Below are 14,217 nucleotides of genomic sequence, written 5' to 3'. Positions count from 1 at the left end.
TTCTCTTCTCTTAGTCCAGGCGCATGGGGATGCCCTGTTGTGCCATGAAGCGCTTGGCTTCCTGCACCGTGTGCTGGCCGTAGTGGAAGATGCTGGCTGCCAGCACCGCATCGGCCTTGCCCAGCTTGACGCCGTCGGCCAGATCCTGCAGGCCGCCCACGCCGCCGGAAGCGATCACCGGGATGCTGATGGCGTCGGACACGCCGCGCGTCAGGCCGAGGTCGAAGCCGGACTTGGTGCCGTCCTTGTCCATGCTGGTCAGCAGGATTTCACCGGCGCCCAGCTGCTCCATCTTCCTGGCCCACGCGATGGCGTCGATGCCGGTGGCCTTGCGGCCGCCGTGCGTGAACACTTCCCACTTGCCGGGCGCGGTCTGCTTGGCGTCTATCGCCACCACGATGCACTGCGAGCCGTGCTTCTGCGACGCCTCGTACACCAGTTGCGGATTCGATACCGCCGACGAGTTCATGCTGACCTTGTCGGCGCCGGCGTTCAGCAGGCGGCGCACATCGGCCACCTCGCGCACGCCGCCGCCGACGGTCAGCGGAATGAACACCTGCGAGGCCACCGCCTCGATGATGTCGAGGATCAGGCCGCGGTTGTCGCTGGTGGCGGTAATGTCGAGGAAGGTCAGCTCATCGGCGCCCTGCTCATCGTAGCGGCGTGCGATTTCCACCGGGTCGCCGGCATCGCGCAGCTCGGTGAAGTTGACGCCTTTGACGACGCGGCCATCGGTCACGTCCAGGCAAGGGATGATGCGTTTAGCCAGCATAGTGTTATTCGTCTTCTTCTTCGATCAGGTCGCCGCTGAGTTCGTCCGCGCGCTCCTGCGCCGACGCCAGGTCGATGGTGCCTTCGTAGATCGAACGGCCGCAGATCACGCCCTCGATGCCTTCGTCCTGTACCGCGCACAGGGCTTCCACGTCGCTGATGTTGTGCAGGCCGCCGGAGGCGATCACCGGAATCTTCACCGCCTGCGCCAGCTTGACGGTGGCGTCGATATTCACGCCGCCCATCATGCCGTCACGGCCGATGTCGGTGTAGATGATGGATTCCACGCCGTAGGCTTCAAACTTCTTGGCCAGGTCGATCACCTCGTGGCCGGACATCTTGCTCCAGCCATCGGTGGCGACCTTGCCGTCCTTGGCGTCCAGGCCGACGATGATGTGGCCCGGGAAGGCGCCGCAGGCGTCATGCAGGAAGCCCGGCTCCTTCACCGCGGCGGTGCCGATGATGACGTAGCTGATGCCGGCATCAAGATAGCGCTCGATGGTGTCGAGGTCGCGGATGCCGCCGCCCAGCTGCACCGGAATTTCGTCCAGATCGTTTTCTTCCGCGTAGTCCTGCACCACTTTCAGGATGGCCTTGACCGCGCCTTCGTTCTTCGGCTTGCCGGCAAAGGCGCCGTTCAGGTCAACCAGGTGCAGGCGGCGCGCGCCTTGCTTCAGCCAATGCAGGGCCATCTCGGCCGGATCTTCGGAGAATACGGTGGCGAGTTCCATATCGCCTTGTTTCAGGCGAACGCAGTGACCGTCTTTGAGGTCGATGGCAGGAATGAGCAGCATGATGGTTTAAGTGTGTTAGAAAATAGAAATCAAGGGTTCCAGTGAACAAAGTTTTTGTACAGCTGCAGTCCGGTTGCGGCGCTTTTCTCCGGGTGGAACTGGGTCGCAAAAATATTATCACGGGCCACGGCGCAACTGAACGCCGCACCGTAGACAGTTTGGCCGACCGTGTGCGCGGCCTGCTCCGGCTGGGCGAAATAGCTGTGCACGAAGTAGAAATACGCATGGTCCGGAATATCCTGCCACATCGGATGAGACGCCGTTTGCCGCACTTGGTTCCAGCCCATTTGCGGCACCTTGAAGCGCGAGCCATCTTCCTGGGTCTGGCCGTCCAGCTGGAAGCGCACCACCTTGCCGGGCAGCAGGCCCAGGCCGGCGGCATTGCCTTCCTCGCTCACATCAAACAGCATTTGCTCGCCGATGCACACTCCCATCAGGGGGACCTTGCGGGAGGCCGCCAGCAGGGCCTCCTGCACGCCCGATTCGCGCAGGCTGCGCATGCAGTCCGGCATGGCGCCCTGGCCCGGCAGCACGATGCGGTCGGCCGCGGCGATATCGGCCACTTCGCCGGAAATCAGCACACTGGCTTCCGGCGCCACGGCACGCAGGGCTTGCGCAACCGAGCGCAGATTACCCATGCCGTAATCAACTACGACGATTTTTTTCATGGTGGATTTCTTACAGGGTGCCCTTGGTCGACGGGATGGTGCCGGCGGCGCGCGGGTCCAGTTCGGACGCCATGCGCAGCGCGCGGCCAAAAGCCTTGAACACGGTCTCGCACTGGTGGTGGGCGTTGGTGCCACGCAGATTGTCGATATGCAGCGTCACCAGCGCATGGTTGACGAAGCCGCGGAAGAATTCCAGCGTCAGGTCGACGTCAAAGCTGCCGATCATGGCGCGGGTAAACGGGATGTGATATTCGATGCCTGGGCGGCCCGAGAAGTCCAGCACCACGCGCGACAGCGCCTCGTCCAGCGGGACGTAGGAGTGGCCATAGCGCACGATGCCCTTGCGGTCGCCGATGGCCTTGGCCACCGCCATGCCCAGCGTGATGCCGACGTCTTCCACCGTGTGGTGGTTGTCGATATGGATATCGCCGGTGGCTTCGACTTCCAGGTCGAACAGGCCGTGGCGGGCGATCTGGTCCAGCATATGGTCGAGGAAAGGCACGCCGGTGTTCAGTTTCTGTTTGCCGGTGCCGTCCAGGTTGATGGATACGCGGACTTGCGTCTCGTTGGTGTTGCGGATGATTTCTGCGGTGCGGTTCATGAAAAGCTCGCGATGGTCTCAGGCTGCCTGCGATGCGGCGAAGGCATCGAGGAAGGTGGAATTTTCTTCCGGGGTGCTGACGGTAATACGTAAACAATTGGCCAGCACACTGTGCATTTTACTCACATTTTTAACTAATACCTTGTGAGACAGCAGTTTTGCGTTGATGACGTCGGAATCAGGCACGCGAATCAAGATAAAATTCGCCGCCGATGGAAATACCTCCACGCCCGGCATGGCGGCCAATGCAGCCGTCAGATCGGCGCGTGCGGCGCGCAATGCGGCCGCCTGCTGGTTCAGCACCTCCAGGTGGTCGAGCGCGAATTCGGCCGCAACCTGGGTCAATACGTTGATGTTGTAAGGAGGCCGCACTTTGTCGAATTCCGCCAGCAATTGCGGCGCCGCCGACATGTAGCCGAGGCGGATGCCGGCCAGGCCGAGCTTGGAGACCGTGCGCATCACCACCAGATTGTTAAATTCGGGCAGGCGCTGCATCAAGGTCTGCTGGGCGAACGGCTCGTAGGCTTCGTCGACGATGGCCAGGCCGAAACCGTCGAGCGCCTTGATGATGGCGACGATGTCGTCTTCCGCAAACAGATTGCCGGTCGGGTTGTTCGGGTAGGACAGGAACACCAGCGCCGGCTTGTGCTCGGCAATGGCGGCCAGCATGGCCGGCAGATCGAGCGTCATGTCGGCCCTGAGCGGCACGCCGACGTAATCCATGCCGGCAAATTGCGCCGAGCGCTGGTACATCACGAAGGACGGCGTCGGCGCAACGACCACCGCGCGGCGGTCCTGCATGGCGCAGGCCATGCACAGGATCGAGATCAGCTCATCCGAGCCATTGCCGAGGATGACGTCGTAACCGGCCGGCACCCCCAGCTTGTCCCTGATGCGCTGCTTGATGCTGCTGTAGGCCGGTGCCGGATAGCGGTTGAGCGCCACGTCGGCCAGTCGCCGGGCCAGGTCCTCGCGCAGAGGATGCGGCAGGTGGTAAGGGTTCTCCATCGCATCCAGTTTGATAAAACCACTCGCATCAGCGACATGGTAGCTGGCTACAGCTTGGACGTCGGGGCGGATGGTGCTGTTGACCAACGTGGCGATGGGGGACATCTTACTTGGGCTCCTATGAGTTGACTAAACTTCGGGACTTCTTGATCGGCACCTCCGGCGCGGCAAGGCGCTCGGCGATGATGCCGCAATATTCGGGATTCAATTCGAACCCCACAAAATTCCGGCCGCAGCGCTGGGCCGCCACCGCCGTCGTGCCGCTGCCCATGAACAGGTCCAGCACCACGCCGTCCGGCGGGCACGAGGCCTTGACCATGCGCTCGATGATCTCCAGCGGCTTTTGCGTGGGATGGTCGGCGCGCTCCGGATGCTCACGGTGCAGACGCGACACGCTCCACACATCTTTCGGGTTGTAGCCGACTTCCAGCCACTTGGCGCCGATGAAGATGGAGCGCGTGCGGGCTTTCTTGGTCTCGGCGTCATACGGGATGCGCACGGCGTCGAGGTCGAAGTAGTAATCCTTGCGGCGCACGAAGAAACCGATGGTGTCGTGCACCGAAGAGAAGCTGCGCACGCTGCCGCCCATGGACGGCACGCGGCGGTCCCAGATAATTTCGTTCATCATCGTCATGCGCTTTTTCAGCATGACGAAAATCTCCGGCGAAAACCGCCAGGTGAGGAAGATGTACAAGCTGCCGTTGGACTTCAGCTTGGGCAGGGCGGCGTCGATCCACTGCTCGGTCCAGAGCAGATAGTCGTCTACCGACTTCTGATCCGATGCATTGCCGTAGTCCTTGCCCAGGTTGTATGGCGGGTCGGTCAGAATCAGATCGATGGAACCGTCCGGGATGCGCGCCAGGCCGGCCAGCGCATCCTCACAGAAGACCTGATTCAACCACTCGCTCATTTGAGGCGCAGCTCCGCGCTGCGGGCGTGCGCCTGCAGACCTTCGCCGTAGGCCAGTTCGGCCGCCACCTTGCCCAGCGTTTGCGCGCCGGCTTCGCTGACGTGAATGATCGACGAGCGTTTCTGGAAATCGTACACGCCCAGCGGCGATGAGAAGCGCGCGGTGCGCGAGGTCGGCAGCACGTGGTTCGGGCCGCAGCAGTAATCGCCCAGCGACTCGGACGAAAAGCGGCCGAGGAACATGGCGCCGGCGTGGCGGATCTTGTCGGCCCATTGCTGCGGCTCGACGGCGGAAATTTCCAGGTGCTCGGCGGCGATGCTGTTGGCGATGGCGCAGGCTTGGTCCATGTCGCGCACCTTGATCAGCGCGCCGCGGTCGCCCAGCGAGGTCTTGATGACTTCCTGGCGCGGCATGGTCGGCAGCAGCCTGGCGATGCTGGCTTCGACCTTGGCGATGTAATCGGCGTCAGGGCACAGCAGGATGGCTTGCGCCAGTTCGTCGTGCTCCGCTTGCGAGAACAGGTCCATGGCGACCCAGTCGGGATCGGTGCTGCCGTCGCAGACGATCAGGATTTCCGACGGGCCGGCAATCATGTCGATGCCGACGGTGCCGAATACGCGGCGCTTGGCCGAGGCCACGTAGGCGTTGCCAGGGCCGACGATCTTGTCGACCGCTTGAATGGTTTCGGTGCCGTAGGCCAGTGCGGCCACGGCTTGCGCGCCGCCGATGGTGATGACGCGGGTGACGCCCGCAATCGCGGCGGCGGCCAGCACCATCTGGTTCTTCACGCCGTCCGGCGTCGGCACCACCATGATGATTTCTTCGACGCCGGCGACGTGCGCGGGAATCGCGTTCATCAGCACCGACGATGGGTAGGCGGCCTTGCCGCCCGGGACATAGATGCCCACGCGGTCCAGCGGCGTCACACGCTGGCCCAGCACAGTGCCATCGGCTTCGGTGTAGGTGAAGCCGTTCAGTTCCTGCTTCTGGCGTTCGTGGAACACGCGCACGCGCTGGGCGGCGACTTCCAGCGCTGCGCGTTGGGCCGCAGGGATAGCTGCGAGGGCGGCTTGCAGTTCTTCCTGCGAGACCTCCAGCGCCGCCATGCTGGTGGCGCCACCGTTCGGCAGGCGGTCAAATTTATTCGTGTATTCGAGGACGGCGGCGTCGCCGCGTGCTTTCACGTCGGCCAGGATGTTGCCGACCGCGGATTCGATGGCGTCATCCGTGCTGGCTTCAAAAGCCAGCAGGGTGTCCAGACGCTGTTTGAAATCGGCCTGGCTGGAATCGAGCTTGGTAATCATTTTTTGGATGCGCGTTCAAATGCTTCGATAATCGGTTGCAGGCGCTCGCGTTTCATCTTCAGCGCGGCCTGGTTCACGATCAGGCGCGACGAAATATCCATGATGGCCTCGACCTCTTTCAGGTCGTTGGCGCGCAGCGTGTTGCCGGTGCTGACCACGTCGACGATGGCGTCCGACAGGCCGACCAGCGGCGCCAGCTCCATCGAGCCATACAGCTTGATCAGGTCCACGTGCACGCCCTTCTTGGCGAAGTGCGCGCGCGCGGTCTCGACGAACTTGGTGGCCACGCGCAAGCGCGCGCCCTGGCGCACCGCGGTCTCATAATCGAAACCGTTGCGCACCGCGACCGACATGCGGCACTCGGCGATATGCAGGTCGATCGGCTGGTACAAGCCTTCGCCGCCGTGCTCCAGCAGCACATCCTTGCCGGCCACGCCAAAGTCCGCCGCGCCGTGCTGCACATAGGTCGGCACGTCGGTGGCGCGCACGATCAGCACGCGCACGTTGGGGTCGTTGGTCGGCAGGATCAGCTTGCGCGAAGTTTCCGGATTCTCGGTGACGGTGATGCCGGCGGCTTCCAGCAGCGGCAGGGTGTCTTCGAAAATGCGGCCCTTCGACAGAGCGAGAATCAGCTGCTGGGAGTCGGCTTGGAATGCACTCATGATGTTATTTGATACGCTTGATGTTGGCGCCTACGGCGGAGAGTTTGACTTCCATCTGATCGTAGCCGCGGTCCAGGTGATAGATGCGGTCGATCAGCGTTTCACCGCGCGCAGCCAGGCCGGCGATCACCAGCGAAGCGGATGCACGCAGGTCGGTCGCCATCACAGGCGCGCCGACCAGCTGTTCAACGCCTTTGATAAAGGCGGTGTTGCCATCGGTTTCAATTTGCGCGCCCAGGCGGTTCATCTCCTGGACGTGCATGAAGCGGTTTTCAAAAATGGTTTCCGTCACGCGGCTGGCGCCTTCGGCGATGGTGTTCACCGCCATGAATTGCGCCTGCATGTCGGTCGGGAAGCCAGGATATTCGGTGGTGCGGAAGGTGACCGCGGTCGGACGCTTGTCCATCTGCGCGCGGATCCAGTTGTCGCCAACGGTCAGCTGCAGGCCGATCTCGCGCAGCTTGTCCAGCGCCGCATCCATGATGTCGACGCGGGTGTTGCGGATGGTGATGTCGCCACCGGTGGCCGCCACCGCGCACAGGAAGGTGGCGGCTTCGATACGGTCAGAGATCACGGCGTGCTTGGCGCCATGCAGTTCGCTCACGCCCTGAATCACCAGGCGGTTGGTGCCGATGCCTTCGATCTTCGCGCCCATGGCCACCAGCAGGTTGGCCAGGTCGGTCACTTCCGGTTCGCAGGCGGCGTTTTCCAGCACGGTCTCGCCTTCGGCCAGCGTCGCGGCCATCAGCAGGTTCTCGGTGCCGGTCACGGTGATCATGTCGGTGACGATGCGCGCGCCTTTCAGCTTGGCGCACTTGGCGTAGATGTAGCCGCCTTCGACGGTGATGTCGGCGCCCAGCGCCTGCAGGCCCTTGATGTGCTGATCCACCGGACGCGAGCCGATGGCGCAGCCGCCCGGCAGCGAGACCTTGGCTTCGCCAAAGCGCGCCAGCAATGGACCCAGCACCAGAATCGACGCGCGCATGGTTTTCACCAGGTCGTACGGCGCTTCCAGCTTGGTGATGGCGCTGCCGTTCAGGGTGACCTTGTCGCCGTCCTGCGTGACTTTCAGGCCGGTTTCGCCCAGCAGCTTCAGGATGGTCGATACATCGTGCAGGTGCGGCACATTGGACAGCTCGACATCGCCGGACGTCAGCAGGCCGGCGCACAGGATAGGCAGCGCCGCGTTCTTGGCGCCGGAGATGGTGATGTCGCCATGCAGGCGGTTGCCGCCTTGGATCAGAAGCTTGTCCATGCTTATCCTTGGTATTCGTCAGGGGTGAGGGTTTTCATCGACAGCGCGTGGATTTCTTCACGCATGCGGTCGCCCAGTGCAGCGTACACCAGCTGGTGGCGCTGGATCAGGCGCTTGCCTGCAAACGCAGGCGACACAATCACGGCCTGGAAGTGCTGGCCGTCGCCCTCCACTTCGAGGTGGGTGCATTCGAGACCGGCCTGGATGTAGCCGTGGATGAGTTCTGGAGTGGTGACCATTTTTGTATTCCTATTAGTGGCGCAGGCGGTAGCCGGAGCGCAGCAGACGAATCGCCAGGAACGCCAGCACCACCAGGAAGGCCGCAACAATGGCCACGCTCACCAGCGGATTGACGTCGGACTGGCCGAAGAAACCGTAACGGAAGCCGTCGATCATGTAGAAGAACGGATTCAAATGCGACACCGCCTGCCATACCGGCGGCAGCGAGTGGATCGAATAAAACACACCGGCCAGGAAGGTCAGCGGCACGATCAGGAAGTTCTGGAAAGCGGCCAGCTGGTCGAACTTCTCGGCCCAGATGCCGGCGATCAGGCCCATGGTGCCGAGGATGGCGGCGCCCAGCAGCGCAAACACGATGATCCACAGCGGCGCCGCGAACGACAGGTGGGCGAACCACGCGGTCACCAGGAACACGCCCATGCCCACCACCACGCCGCGCACCATGGCGGCAATCACGTAGGCCGAGAAAATCTCCCAGTGCGACAAAGGCGTCAGCAGCACGAACACCAGGTTGCCGGTGATCTTGGACTGGATCAGCGAAGACGACGAGTTGGCGAAGGCATTCTGCAGAACGCTCATCATCACCAGGCCCGGAATCAGGAACGAGGTGTAGTTGACGCCATCGTAGACGTTGACGCGGCCTTCCAGCACATGGCCGAAGATCAGCAGGTACAGCATGGCGGTCAGGATCGGCGCGGCGATGGTTTGCGTCGCCACTTTCCAGAAGCGCAGGGTCTCCTTGTAGACCAGGGTGCGGAAGCCGGCGGAGAGGAAGTTCATACGGTACCCTTTTCCATGATCTGGATGAAGATATCTTCCAGATCCGCTTGTTGCAGTTGCATCTCGTCGATGACGGCGCCCGATTCGCGCAGGCGTTTCAGGATCTGCTCGACTTCAGCGTATTCATTGATGCGCAGGCTGTACTTCTTGCCGTGCTCCGAGGTTTCCGGGTGCGTGATCAGCGCGCGCAGATCATCCGGCAGGTCGCCGTGCGTCATGTTGACGATCAGCTGCGAGCCGGAGATGCGGCGGATCAGCGAGGCCATGGAATCCAGCGCCACCACCTTGCCCAGTTTGAGCATGGCCACGCGCTTGCACATGGCCTGCGCTTCTTCCAGATAGTGGGTGGTCAGCACCACGGTGTGGCCTTCGCGGTTGAGGCGCGAAATGAACTTCCACAGGGTCTGGCGCAGCTCGACGTCAACGCCGGCAGTCGGCTCATCGAGCACGATCACGGGCGGCTTGTGCACCAGCGCCTGCGCCACCAGCACGCGGCGCTTCATGCCGCCGGACAGGGCGCGCATATTGACGTCGGCCTTGTTGGTCAGGTCGAGGTTGTGCATCACCTCGTCGATCCAGGCGTCATTGTTTTTCAGGCCAAAATAACCGGACTGCAGGCGCAGGGTTTCGCGCACGGTGAAGAAGGGGTCGAACACCAGTTCCTGCGGCACCACGCCCAGCTTCTTGCGGGCCGCGCGGAAATCGCCGACCACGTCGTGGCCGTGGATCTTGACCGAGCCGTGGTCCGGGCGGTTGAGGCCGGCGATGATGGAAATCAGGGTGGTTTTGCCGGCGCCGTTGGGGCCGAGCAGGCCGAAAAATTCGCCTTCTTCAATGTTCAGTGAGACGCCGCCCAGCGCCTGGAGCGACTTGTAGCGCTTCTCGACATTGCTAATTTGGATCGCTGTCATTCTTGACTTATCTATAAGGTTGCGGCGGCCGGGCCGGCGCGGGAGCAGATGCTGCGGGCGCCGCGGCTCTCCGGCTGCGGCAACGTTCAATTATATTGGAATTTTGATCCGGCTGAGCCGGACCGGGGATTTACTGCAGGCGGCGGGGGGAGGCGGGGGTCAATGGTGATGCTGGGTGGACGAGTCGTCGGCCACCTGGGTCTTCTTGCTGAAGAATGATTCCGGCGCATGCACCGGCGAGAATTCGTCCTGCGCCGGGTTGCGCGCGATGCTGCCATCCTGCTCCAGCTTGACGTCGGTCGGGAACAGCAGCGAGCACACGCCGTACAGCTTGGTCAGGCTTTGCAGCGCCGGCGGCAGGTTTTTCAGTTGCAGGTTGGTGCCGGCCGCCTGCGCGGCACGCTGCCACGCCAGCATGACCGACACTGCCACCGAATCCACCGTCAACACATGGCGCAGGTCGAACACGGTCTGGCCGGCGCGCAGGGCGGCCAGACCGCGCTCCAGCGCCGCGCTGGCGTTGAGCACGGTCAGGGACGTGAGCGACTGCAGGTTGTCGATGGGTTCGGTGACGGCGTTCATGAGCTTACTTTGGTGCGTTGGTTTTCAGCGGCTTGCTGGCCAGCTTTTTGTTTTTCTCGGTCAGCGCCTTGATCAGGCCGTCCATGCCGCCTTTCGAGATTTCCGAAGCGAAGGTGCCCTTGTAAGTCTCGACCAGCCACGCGCCCAGCACGTTGATGTCGTAGATCTTCCAGCCTTGCGGGCCTTTGGCGACGCGGTAGTTCAGCGGAATCGGTTCGCCGCGGGTCATGTTGACCTGCGAGCGCACTTCCACTTCGGTGTCGGACGGATCAGCGCGCAGCGGCTTGAATTCCACGGTTTCGTTCTTGATCTGCGACAGCGCGCCCGAGTAGGTGAACACCAGCAGCGAACGGAACTGTTCAGTCAGCGCCTTCTGCTGCTCCGGGGTGGCGTCGCGCCAGAAGCGGCCGGCGGCCAGCGCGGTCATGCGCTGGAAGTCCACGTACGGCAGGATCTTGGTTTCCACCAGGTCGATCACCTTTTTGGTGTCGCCGGCCTGGATCGCCTTGTCGTTCTTGGCGGTGTCGATCACGTCCTGGCTGATGCGTTTCACCAGCGCGTCCGGCGCCTCGTTGGCAGGGGCGGCGGCATGCGCATTGCAGGCCAGGGCAACAGTTGCTAAAGCGATAAATTGTTTAATGAATTTCATCTTTTCCATGCCTTATGAGTGGTTCTCGGGGTCACTGGCTGTCAGGTTTTGCAGCCGGTGTGCCGGAGTTTAACTCTTTTGGGGCCGGTTCGGATGACACGGGTGCGGAAGTTTCTTCGCTATCATCTTTTTTACGCTTGCCCGATGGGCCGTCGCCGTCCGGGTGGATCTGGCTTTCGCGGCGCTGCAGATAGCCGTCGCGCAGGAATTCGTAGCGGTCCAGGGCGGCGTCTTCCAGCAGGGTGGAAGCGTCCAGCAGGCCGGCGCGGGTGTCGATCACGCGCAGCGCGGTGCCGATGTTACGCACATTGGTCGGGTCCTTGTAGCGCCAGATGTCGCCCGAGATATCGACCGGCAACGCGACCGTGTCACGCACGGTGGACGGCCCCAGCAGCGGCAGCACCAGGTAAGGACCGGATTCCACGCCCCACACGCCCAGCGTCTGGCCGAAGTCTTCCTTGTGTTTCGGCAAGCCGGCTTCCGAGGCGATATCGAACAGGCCGACGATGCCCAGGGTCGAGTTCAGCGCAAAGCGCGCCACGTCCGACATGCCATCCTGGCCCTTGCCTTGCAGCAGGTTGTTGACCGCGCTCCAGGCGTCGCTCAGGTTGCCGAAGAAGTTGTTGACGCCGGTCTGCACAAAGCCTGGGGTGACGTTCTTGTAGGCGGTGGCCACCGGCTTCAGCGCGTAGGTGTCGACCGTGTCGTTGAACTCGAACATGGCGCGGTTGTAGCTCTCGTACGGGTCGCGCGGGTTGGGGCCGGCGCAGCCGGCCAGCATCACAGTGACGCCCAGCGCCAGCGCGGCCTGGCGGAATTTCGTGGTACGGATCATTTATCGTCCTTTCCTTCTGCGGCCTTGCTGTAAATGAATTGATTGATCAGGTCTTCCAGCACGGCCGCCGATTGGGTGCGGGCGATCTTGTCGCCTGCGGCCAGATTGTTGGTGTCGCCACCGGCTTCGATGCCGACGTATTGTTCGCCCAGCAGGCCGGCGGTGAGGATCTTGGCCGAGCTGTCTTTAGGGAATTTATAACCTTCTTCCATATTCAAGGTTACCAGCGCCTGGTAGCTCTTGTCATCAAACTTGATCTCTCCCACACGGCCGACCACCACCCCGGACGCCTTGACCGCCGCTTGCGGGCGCAGGCTGCCGATATTGTCGAACTTGGCGGTGACGGCGTAAGTCTTGGCGAAGGACAGCGAGCTCATGTTGCCGGCCTTGAGCGCCAGGAACATCAGCGCAGCCACGCCGACGACGATGAACAGACCGACCCAGACATCCAGAGATTTGCGTTGCATATTCTTCTTCCTCAGTTTCTTAATCTTTATTTGCTGAACATCAGCGCCGTCATCATGAAGTCCAGCCACCAGATCATCAGCGATGAGATCACCACCGTGCGGGTAGTGGCGCGCGCCACGTCTTCCGGGGTCGGCTGGGCTTCGTAGCCCTGGTACAGGGCGATGAAGGTGATGGCAATGCCAAACACCACGCTCTTGGCGAAGCCGTTGAAAATATCCTTCCAGATATCGACGCCAGCCTGCATCTGCGACCAGAAGGCGCCGTCATCGACGCCGATCAGCTGCACGCCGACCAGCCAGCCGCCCAGCACGCCCACCGCGCTGAACACCGACGCCAGCAGCGGCACCGACAGGGCGCCGGCCCAGAAACGCGGCGCCAGCACGCGCTGGATCGGGTTGACGGCCATCATTTCCATGGCGGACAGCTGCTCGCCGGCCTTCATCAGGCCGATTTCGGCGGTCAGCGAGGTGCCGGCGCGGCCGGCAAACAGCAGCGCGGTGATCACCGGGCCCAGTTCGCGGGTCAGGCCCAGCGCCACCAGCAGGCCCAGCGACTGCTCGGCGCCGTATTTGTTCAGCGTGTAGTACCCCTGCAGGCCCAGCACCATGCCGACGAACAGGCCGGACAGGGTGATGATCAGCATCGAGTAATTGCCGATGAAATGCAGCTGTTCCACCACCAGGCGCGGACGCTTGAGCAAGCCCGGCGACAGGCCCAGCATGGCGCCAAAGGTGCGCGCGCCAAAACCGATGCTTTCAATATAGTCGCGCAGCGGCGCGCCCAGCCTGGACAACCAATTCTTCACACTCATACTTGCACTCCCAGGCCCAGATCGTCGGCCAGGGACTTGCCTGGATAGTGGAACGGCACCGGGCCGTCCGCTTCCGCGTTGACGAACTGCTTCACATACGGGTCGGTGGACACCAGCATCTCGGCCGGCGTGCCGCTCGCAACAATCTTGCCTTGCGACAGGAAATAAACATAGTCAGCGATGGCGAAGCTTTCCTTGACGTCGTGCGACACCAGCACCGTGGTCGAACCGAGCGCCGTATTCAGGTTACGGATCAGGTTGGCGGTGACGCCCATCGAGATCGGGTCCAGGCCGGCGAACGGCTCGTCATACATAATCAGTTCCGGGTCCAGCGCGATCGAGCGCGCCAGCGCCACGCGGCGCGCCATGCCGCCGGAGATTTCGCCCGGCTTCAGCTTGGCGGCATTGCGCAGGCCCACGGCCTGCAGCTTCATCAGCACCAGGTTACGGATCAGCTCTTCCGGCAGGTCGGTGTGCTCGCGCAGCGGGAAGGCGACGTTTTCAAACACGGTCAGGTCGGTAAACAGGGCGCCATGCTGGAACAGCATGCCCATTTTGCGACGCAACAGATACAAACCGGCGGTATTCAGCTTGTGCACCACCTGGCCCTGGACCTTGACATGCCCCTTCTGCGGGCGCAGCTGGCCGCCGATCAGGCGCAGCACGGTGGTCTTGCCGCTGCCCGAGCCGCCCATGATTGCAATCACCTTCCCGCGCGGGAAGTCCATGTTCAAGCCGGTCAGGATCGCGCGCTTGCCATAGGTGAAGTGTAAATCACGGATTTCGACTAGATTAGCCACGACTGAACTCATTTTTTGGAATGCCGTATTGTAGTGCAGAAAGGTCAATCTCTGCTGGAGAGTACCTCATACGGAGGTGCCGAATGGCAGATAATACAACACTACTGAACCCAAAGTCAGTAATTTACACCAAGCACTAATTGTTACATTCATGCGGTGCAGCAGGCG

Annotated in this window: 18 protein-coding genes; all 18 read right to left on the bottom strand. The window is 62.3% G+C overall.

Annotated elements, in window-relative coordinates; genetic code table 11:
• Positions 1-10 precede the first annotated feature (10 nt).
• The gene (hisF, locus tag ABDW57_RS15065) at positions 11-772 is read right to left on the bottom strand and encodes an imidazole glycerol phosphate synthase subunit HisF (protein WP_343730992.1); all 762 of its coding nucleotides are present in this window, start codon (positions 770-772) and stop codon (positions 11-13) included.
• 4 nt (positions 773-776) lie between these two features.
• Positions 777-1,565 (bottom strand): 1-(5-phosphoribosyl)-5-[(5-phosphoribosylamino)methylideneamino]imidazole-4-carboxamide isomerase, encoded by a 789-nt coding sequence (gene hisA / locus ABDW57_RS15060; protein WP_343730991.1) that lies wholly within the window; start codon positions 1,563-1,565, stop codon positions 777-779.
• Between the two features lie 29 nt (positions 1,566-1,594).
• Positions 1,595-2,233 carry an imidazole glycerol phosphate synthase subunit HisH gene (gene hisH, locus ABDW57_RS15055; RefSeq protein ID WP_343730990.1) on the bottom strand — a complete coding sequence of 213 codons (639 nt, stop codon included), beginning with the start codon at positions 2,231-2,233 and terminating at the stop codon, positions 1,595-1,597.
• Between the two features lie 10 nt (positions 2,234-2,243).
• A complete protein-coding gene (hisB, locus tag ABDW57_RS15050) occupies positions 2,244-2,834 on the bottom strand; it encodes an imidazoleglycerol-phosphate dehydratase HisB (RefSeq protein WP_343730989.1) in 591 nt (196 codons plus the stop codon).
• A gap of 18 nt (positions 2,835-2,852) precedes the next feature.
• Positions 2,853-3,947 (bottom strand): histidinol-phosphate transaminase, encoded by a 1,095-nt coding sequence (gene hisC / locus ABDW57_RS15045; protein WP_343730988.1) that lies wholly within the window; start codon positions 3,945-3,947, stop codon positions 2,853-2,855.
• Positions 3,948-3,960: 13 nt separating this feature from the next.
• Entirely contained in the window at positions 3,961-4,752 is a 792-nt protein-coding gene (locus tag ABDW57_RS15040; protein ID WP_343730987.1) for a site-specific DNA-methyltransferase, read from the bottom strand.
• Complete coding sequence (hisD, locus tag ABDW57_RS15035) at positions 4,749-6,065, bottom strand: histidinol dehydrogenase (RefSeq protein WP_343731073.1); 1,317 nt, start codon at positions 6,063-6,065, stop codon at positions 4,749-4,751. Before hisD ends, ABDW57_RS15040 begins: the two co-directional genes overlap by 4 nt.
• Positions 6,053-6,718 (bottom strand): ATP phosphoribosyltransferase, encoded by a 666-nt coding sequence (hisG, locus tag ABDW57_RS15030; RefSeq protein WP_090190679.1) that lies wholly within the window; start codon positions 6,716-6,718, stop codon positions 6,053-6,055. The genes hisD and hisG overlap by 13 nt, the downstream gene beginning before the upstream one ends.
• Positions 6,719-6,722: 4 nt before the next feature.
• Complete coding sequence (gene murA, locus ABDW57_RS15025; RefSeq protein WP_343730986.1) at positions 6,723-7,973, bottom strand: UDP-N-acetylglucosamine 1-carboxyvinyltransferase; 1,251 nt, start codon at positions 7,971-7,973, stop codon at positions 6,723-6,725.
• Positions 7,974-7,975: 2 nt separating this feature from the next.
• The gene (locus ABDW57_RS15020) at positions 7,976-8,212 is read right to left on the bottom strand and encodes a BolA family protein (RefSeq protein WP_343730985.1); all 237 of its coding nucleotides are present in this window, start codon (positions 8,210-8,212) and stop codon (positions 7,976-7,978) included.
• A 13-nt stretch (positions 8,213-8,225) separates the two neighbouring features.
• Positions 8,226-8,993: an ABC transporter permease gene (locus tag ABDW57_RS15015; RefSeq protein ID WP_176646931.1), complete on the bottom strand. Its 768-nt coding sequence runs from the start codon at positions 8,991-8,993 to the stop codon at positions 8,226-8,228.
• On the bottom strand, positions 8,990-9,904 hold the full coding sequence (locus ABDW57_RS15010) for an ABC transporter ATP-binding protein (RefSeq protein WP_343730984.1): 915 nt from the start codon (positions 9,902-9,904) through the stop codon (positions 8,990-8,992). Before ABDW57_RS15010 ends, ABDW57_RS15015 begins: the two co-directional genes overlap by 4 nt.
• Before the next feature lie 159 nt (positions 9,905-10,063).
• Complete coding sequence (locus ABDW57_RS15005) at positions 10,064-10,486, bottom strand: STAS domain-containing protein (protein WP_343730983.1); 423 nt, start codon at positions 10,484-10,486, stop codon at positions 10,064-10,066.
• Between the two features lie 4 nt (positions 10,487-10,490).
• Positions 10,491-11,135, bottom strand: a complete 645-nt coding sequence (locus tag ABDW57_RS15000) for an ABC transporter substrate-binding protein (RefSeq protein WP_343730982.1) — start codon at positions 11,133-11,135, stop codon at positions 10,491-10,493.
• 31 nt (positions 11,136-11,166) lie between these two features.
• On the bottom strand, positions 11,167-11,970 hold the full coding sequence (locus tag ABDW57_RS14995) for a VacJ family lipoprotein (protein ID WP_343730981.1): 804 nt from the start codon (positions 11,968-11,970) through the stop codon (positions 11,167-11,169).
• Complete coding sequence (mlaD, locus tag ABDW57_RS14990; protein ID WP_343730980.1) at positions 11,967-12,437, bottom strand: outer membrane lipid asymmetry maintenance protein MlaD; 471 nt, start codon at positions 12,435-12,437, stop codon at positions 11,967-11,969. The genes ABDW57_RS14995 and mlaD overlap by 4 nt, the downstream gene beginning before the upstream one ends.
• Positions 12,438-12,463: 26 nt before the next feature.
• Positions 12,464-13,249 (bottom strand): lipid asymmetry maintenance ABC transporter permease subunit MlaE, encoded by a 786-nt coding sequence (gene mlaE, locus ABDW57_RS14985; protein ID WP_343730979.1) that lies wholly within the window; start codon positions 13,247-13,249, stop codon positions 12,464-12,466.
• Positions 13,246-14,049: an ABC transporter ATP-binding protein gene (locus ABDW57_RS14980; protein ID WP_343730978.1), complete on the bottom strand. Its 804-nt coding sequence runs from the start codon at positions 14,047-14,049 to the stop codon at positions 13,246-13,248. The genes mlaE and ABDW57_RS14980 overlap by 4 nt, the downstream gene beginning before the upstream one ends.
• Positions 14,050-14,217 lie beyond the last annotated feature (168 nt).

The sequence above is a fragment of the Duganella sp. genome (genome assembly GCF_039595735.1).
Classification (GTDB): domain Bacteria; phylum Pseudomonadota; class Gammaproteobacteria; order Burkholderiales; family Burkholderiaceae_D; genus Rugamonas.
The sequence above is the reverse complement of the archived record's forward strand: the minus strand, read 5'-3'. Positions and strand labels throughout refer to the sequence as shown.

Excerpts from the sequence above, each read along its gene's own strand:
- hisF (WP_343730992.1), bottom strand. The coding sequence starts at position 772 with ATGCTGGCTAAACGCATCATCCCTTGCCTGGACGTGACCGATGGCCGC.
- hisA (WP_343730991.1), bottom strand. The coding sequence starts at position 1,565 with ATGCTGCTCATTCCTGCCATCGACCTCAAAGACGGTCACTGCGTTCGC.
- hisH (WP_343730990.1), bottom strand. The coding sequence starts at position 2,233 with ATGAAAAAAATCGTCGTAGTTGATTACGGCATGGGTAATCTGCGCTCG.
- hisB (WP_343730989.1), bottom strand. The coding sequence starts at position 2,834 with ATGAACCGCACCGCAGAAATCATCCGCAACACCAACGAGACGCAAGTC.
- hisC (WP_343730988.1), bottom strand. The coding sequence starts at position 3,947 with ATGTCCCCCATCGCCACGTTGGTCAACAGCACCATCCGCCCCGACGTC.
- ABDW57_RS15040 (WP_343730987.1), bottom strand. The coding sequence starts at position 4,752 with ATGAGCGAGTGGTTGAATCAGGTCTTCTGTGAGGATGCGCTGGCCGGC.
- hisG (WP_090190679.1), bottom strand. The coding sequence starts at position 6,718 with ATGAGTGCATTCCAAGCCGACTCCCAGCAGCTGATTCTCGCTCTGTCG.
- murA (WP_343730986.1), bottom strand. The coding sequence starts at position 7,973 with ATGGACAAGCTTCTGATCCAAGGCGGCAACCGCCTGCATGGCGACATC.
- ABDW57_RS15020 (WP_343730985.1), bottom strand. The coding sequence starts at position 8,212 with ATGGTCACCACTCCAGAACTCATCCACGGCTACATCCAGGCCGGTCTC.
- ABDW57_RS15015 (WP_176646931.1), bottom strand. The coding sequence starts at position 8,993 with ATGAACTTCCTCTCCGCCGGCTTCCGCACCCTGGTCTACAAGGAGACC.
- ABDW57_RS15010 (WP_343730984.1), bottom strand. The coding sequence starts at position 9,904 with ATGACAGCGATCCAAATTAGCAATGTCGAGAAGCGCTACAAGTCGCTC.
- ABDW57_RS15005 (WP_343730983.1), bottom strand. The coding sequence starts at position 10,486 with ATGAACGCCGTCACCGAACCCATCGACAACCTGCAGTCGCTCACGTCC.
- ABDW57_RS15000 (WP_343730982.1), bottom strand. The coding sequence starts at position 11,135 with ATGAAATTCATTAAACAATTTATCGCTTTAGCAACTGTTGCCCTGGCC.
- ABDW57_RS14995 (WP_343730981.1), bottom strand. The coding sequence starts at position 11,970 with ATGATCCGTACCACGAAATTCCGCCAGGCCGCGCTGGCGCTGGGCGTC.
- mlaD (WP_343730980.1), bottom strand. The coding sequence starts at position 12,437 with ATGCAACGCAAATCTCTGGATGTCTGGGTCGGTCTGTTCATCGTCGTC.
- mlaE (WP_343730979.1), bottom strand. The coding sequence starts at position 13,249 with ATGAGTGTGAAGAATTGGTTGTCCAGGCTGGGCGCGCCGCTGCGCGAC.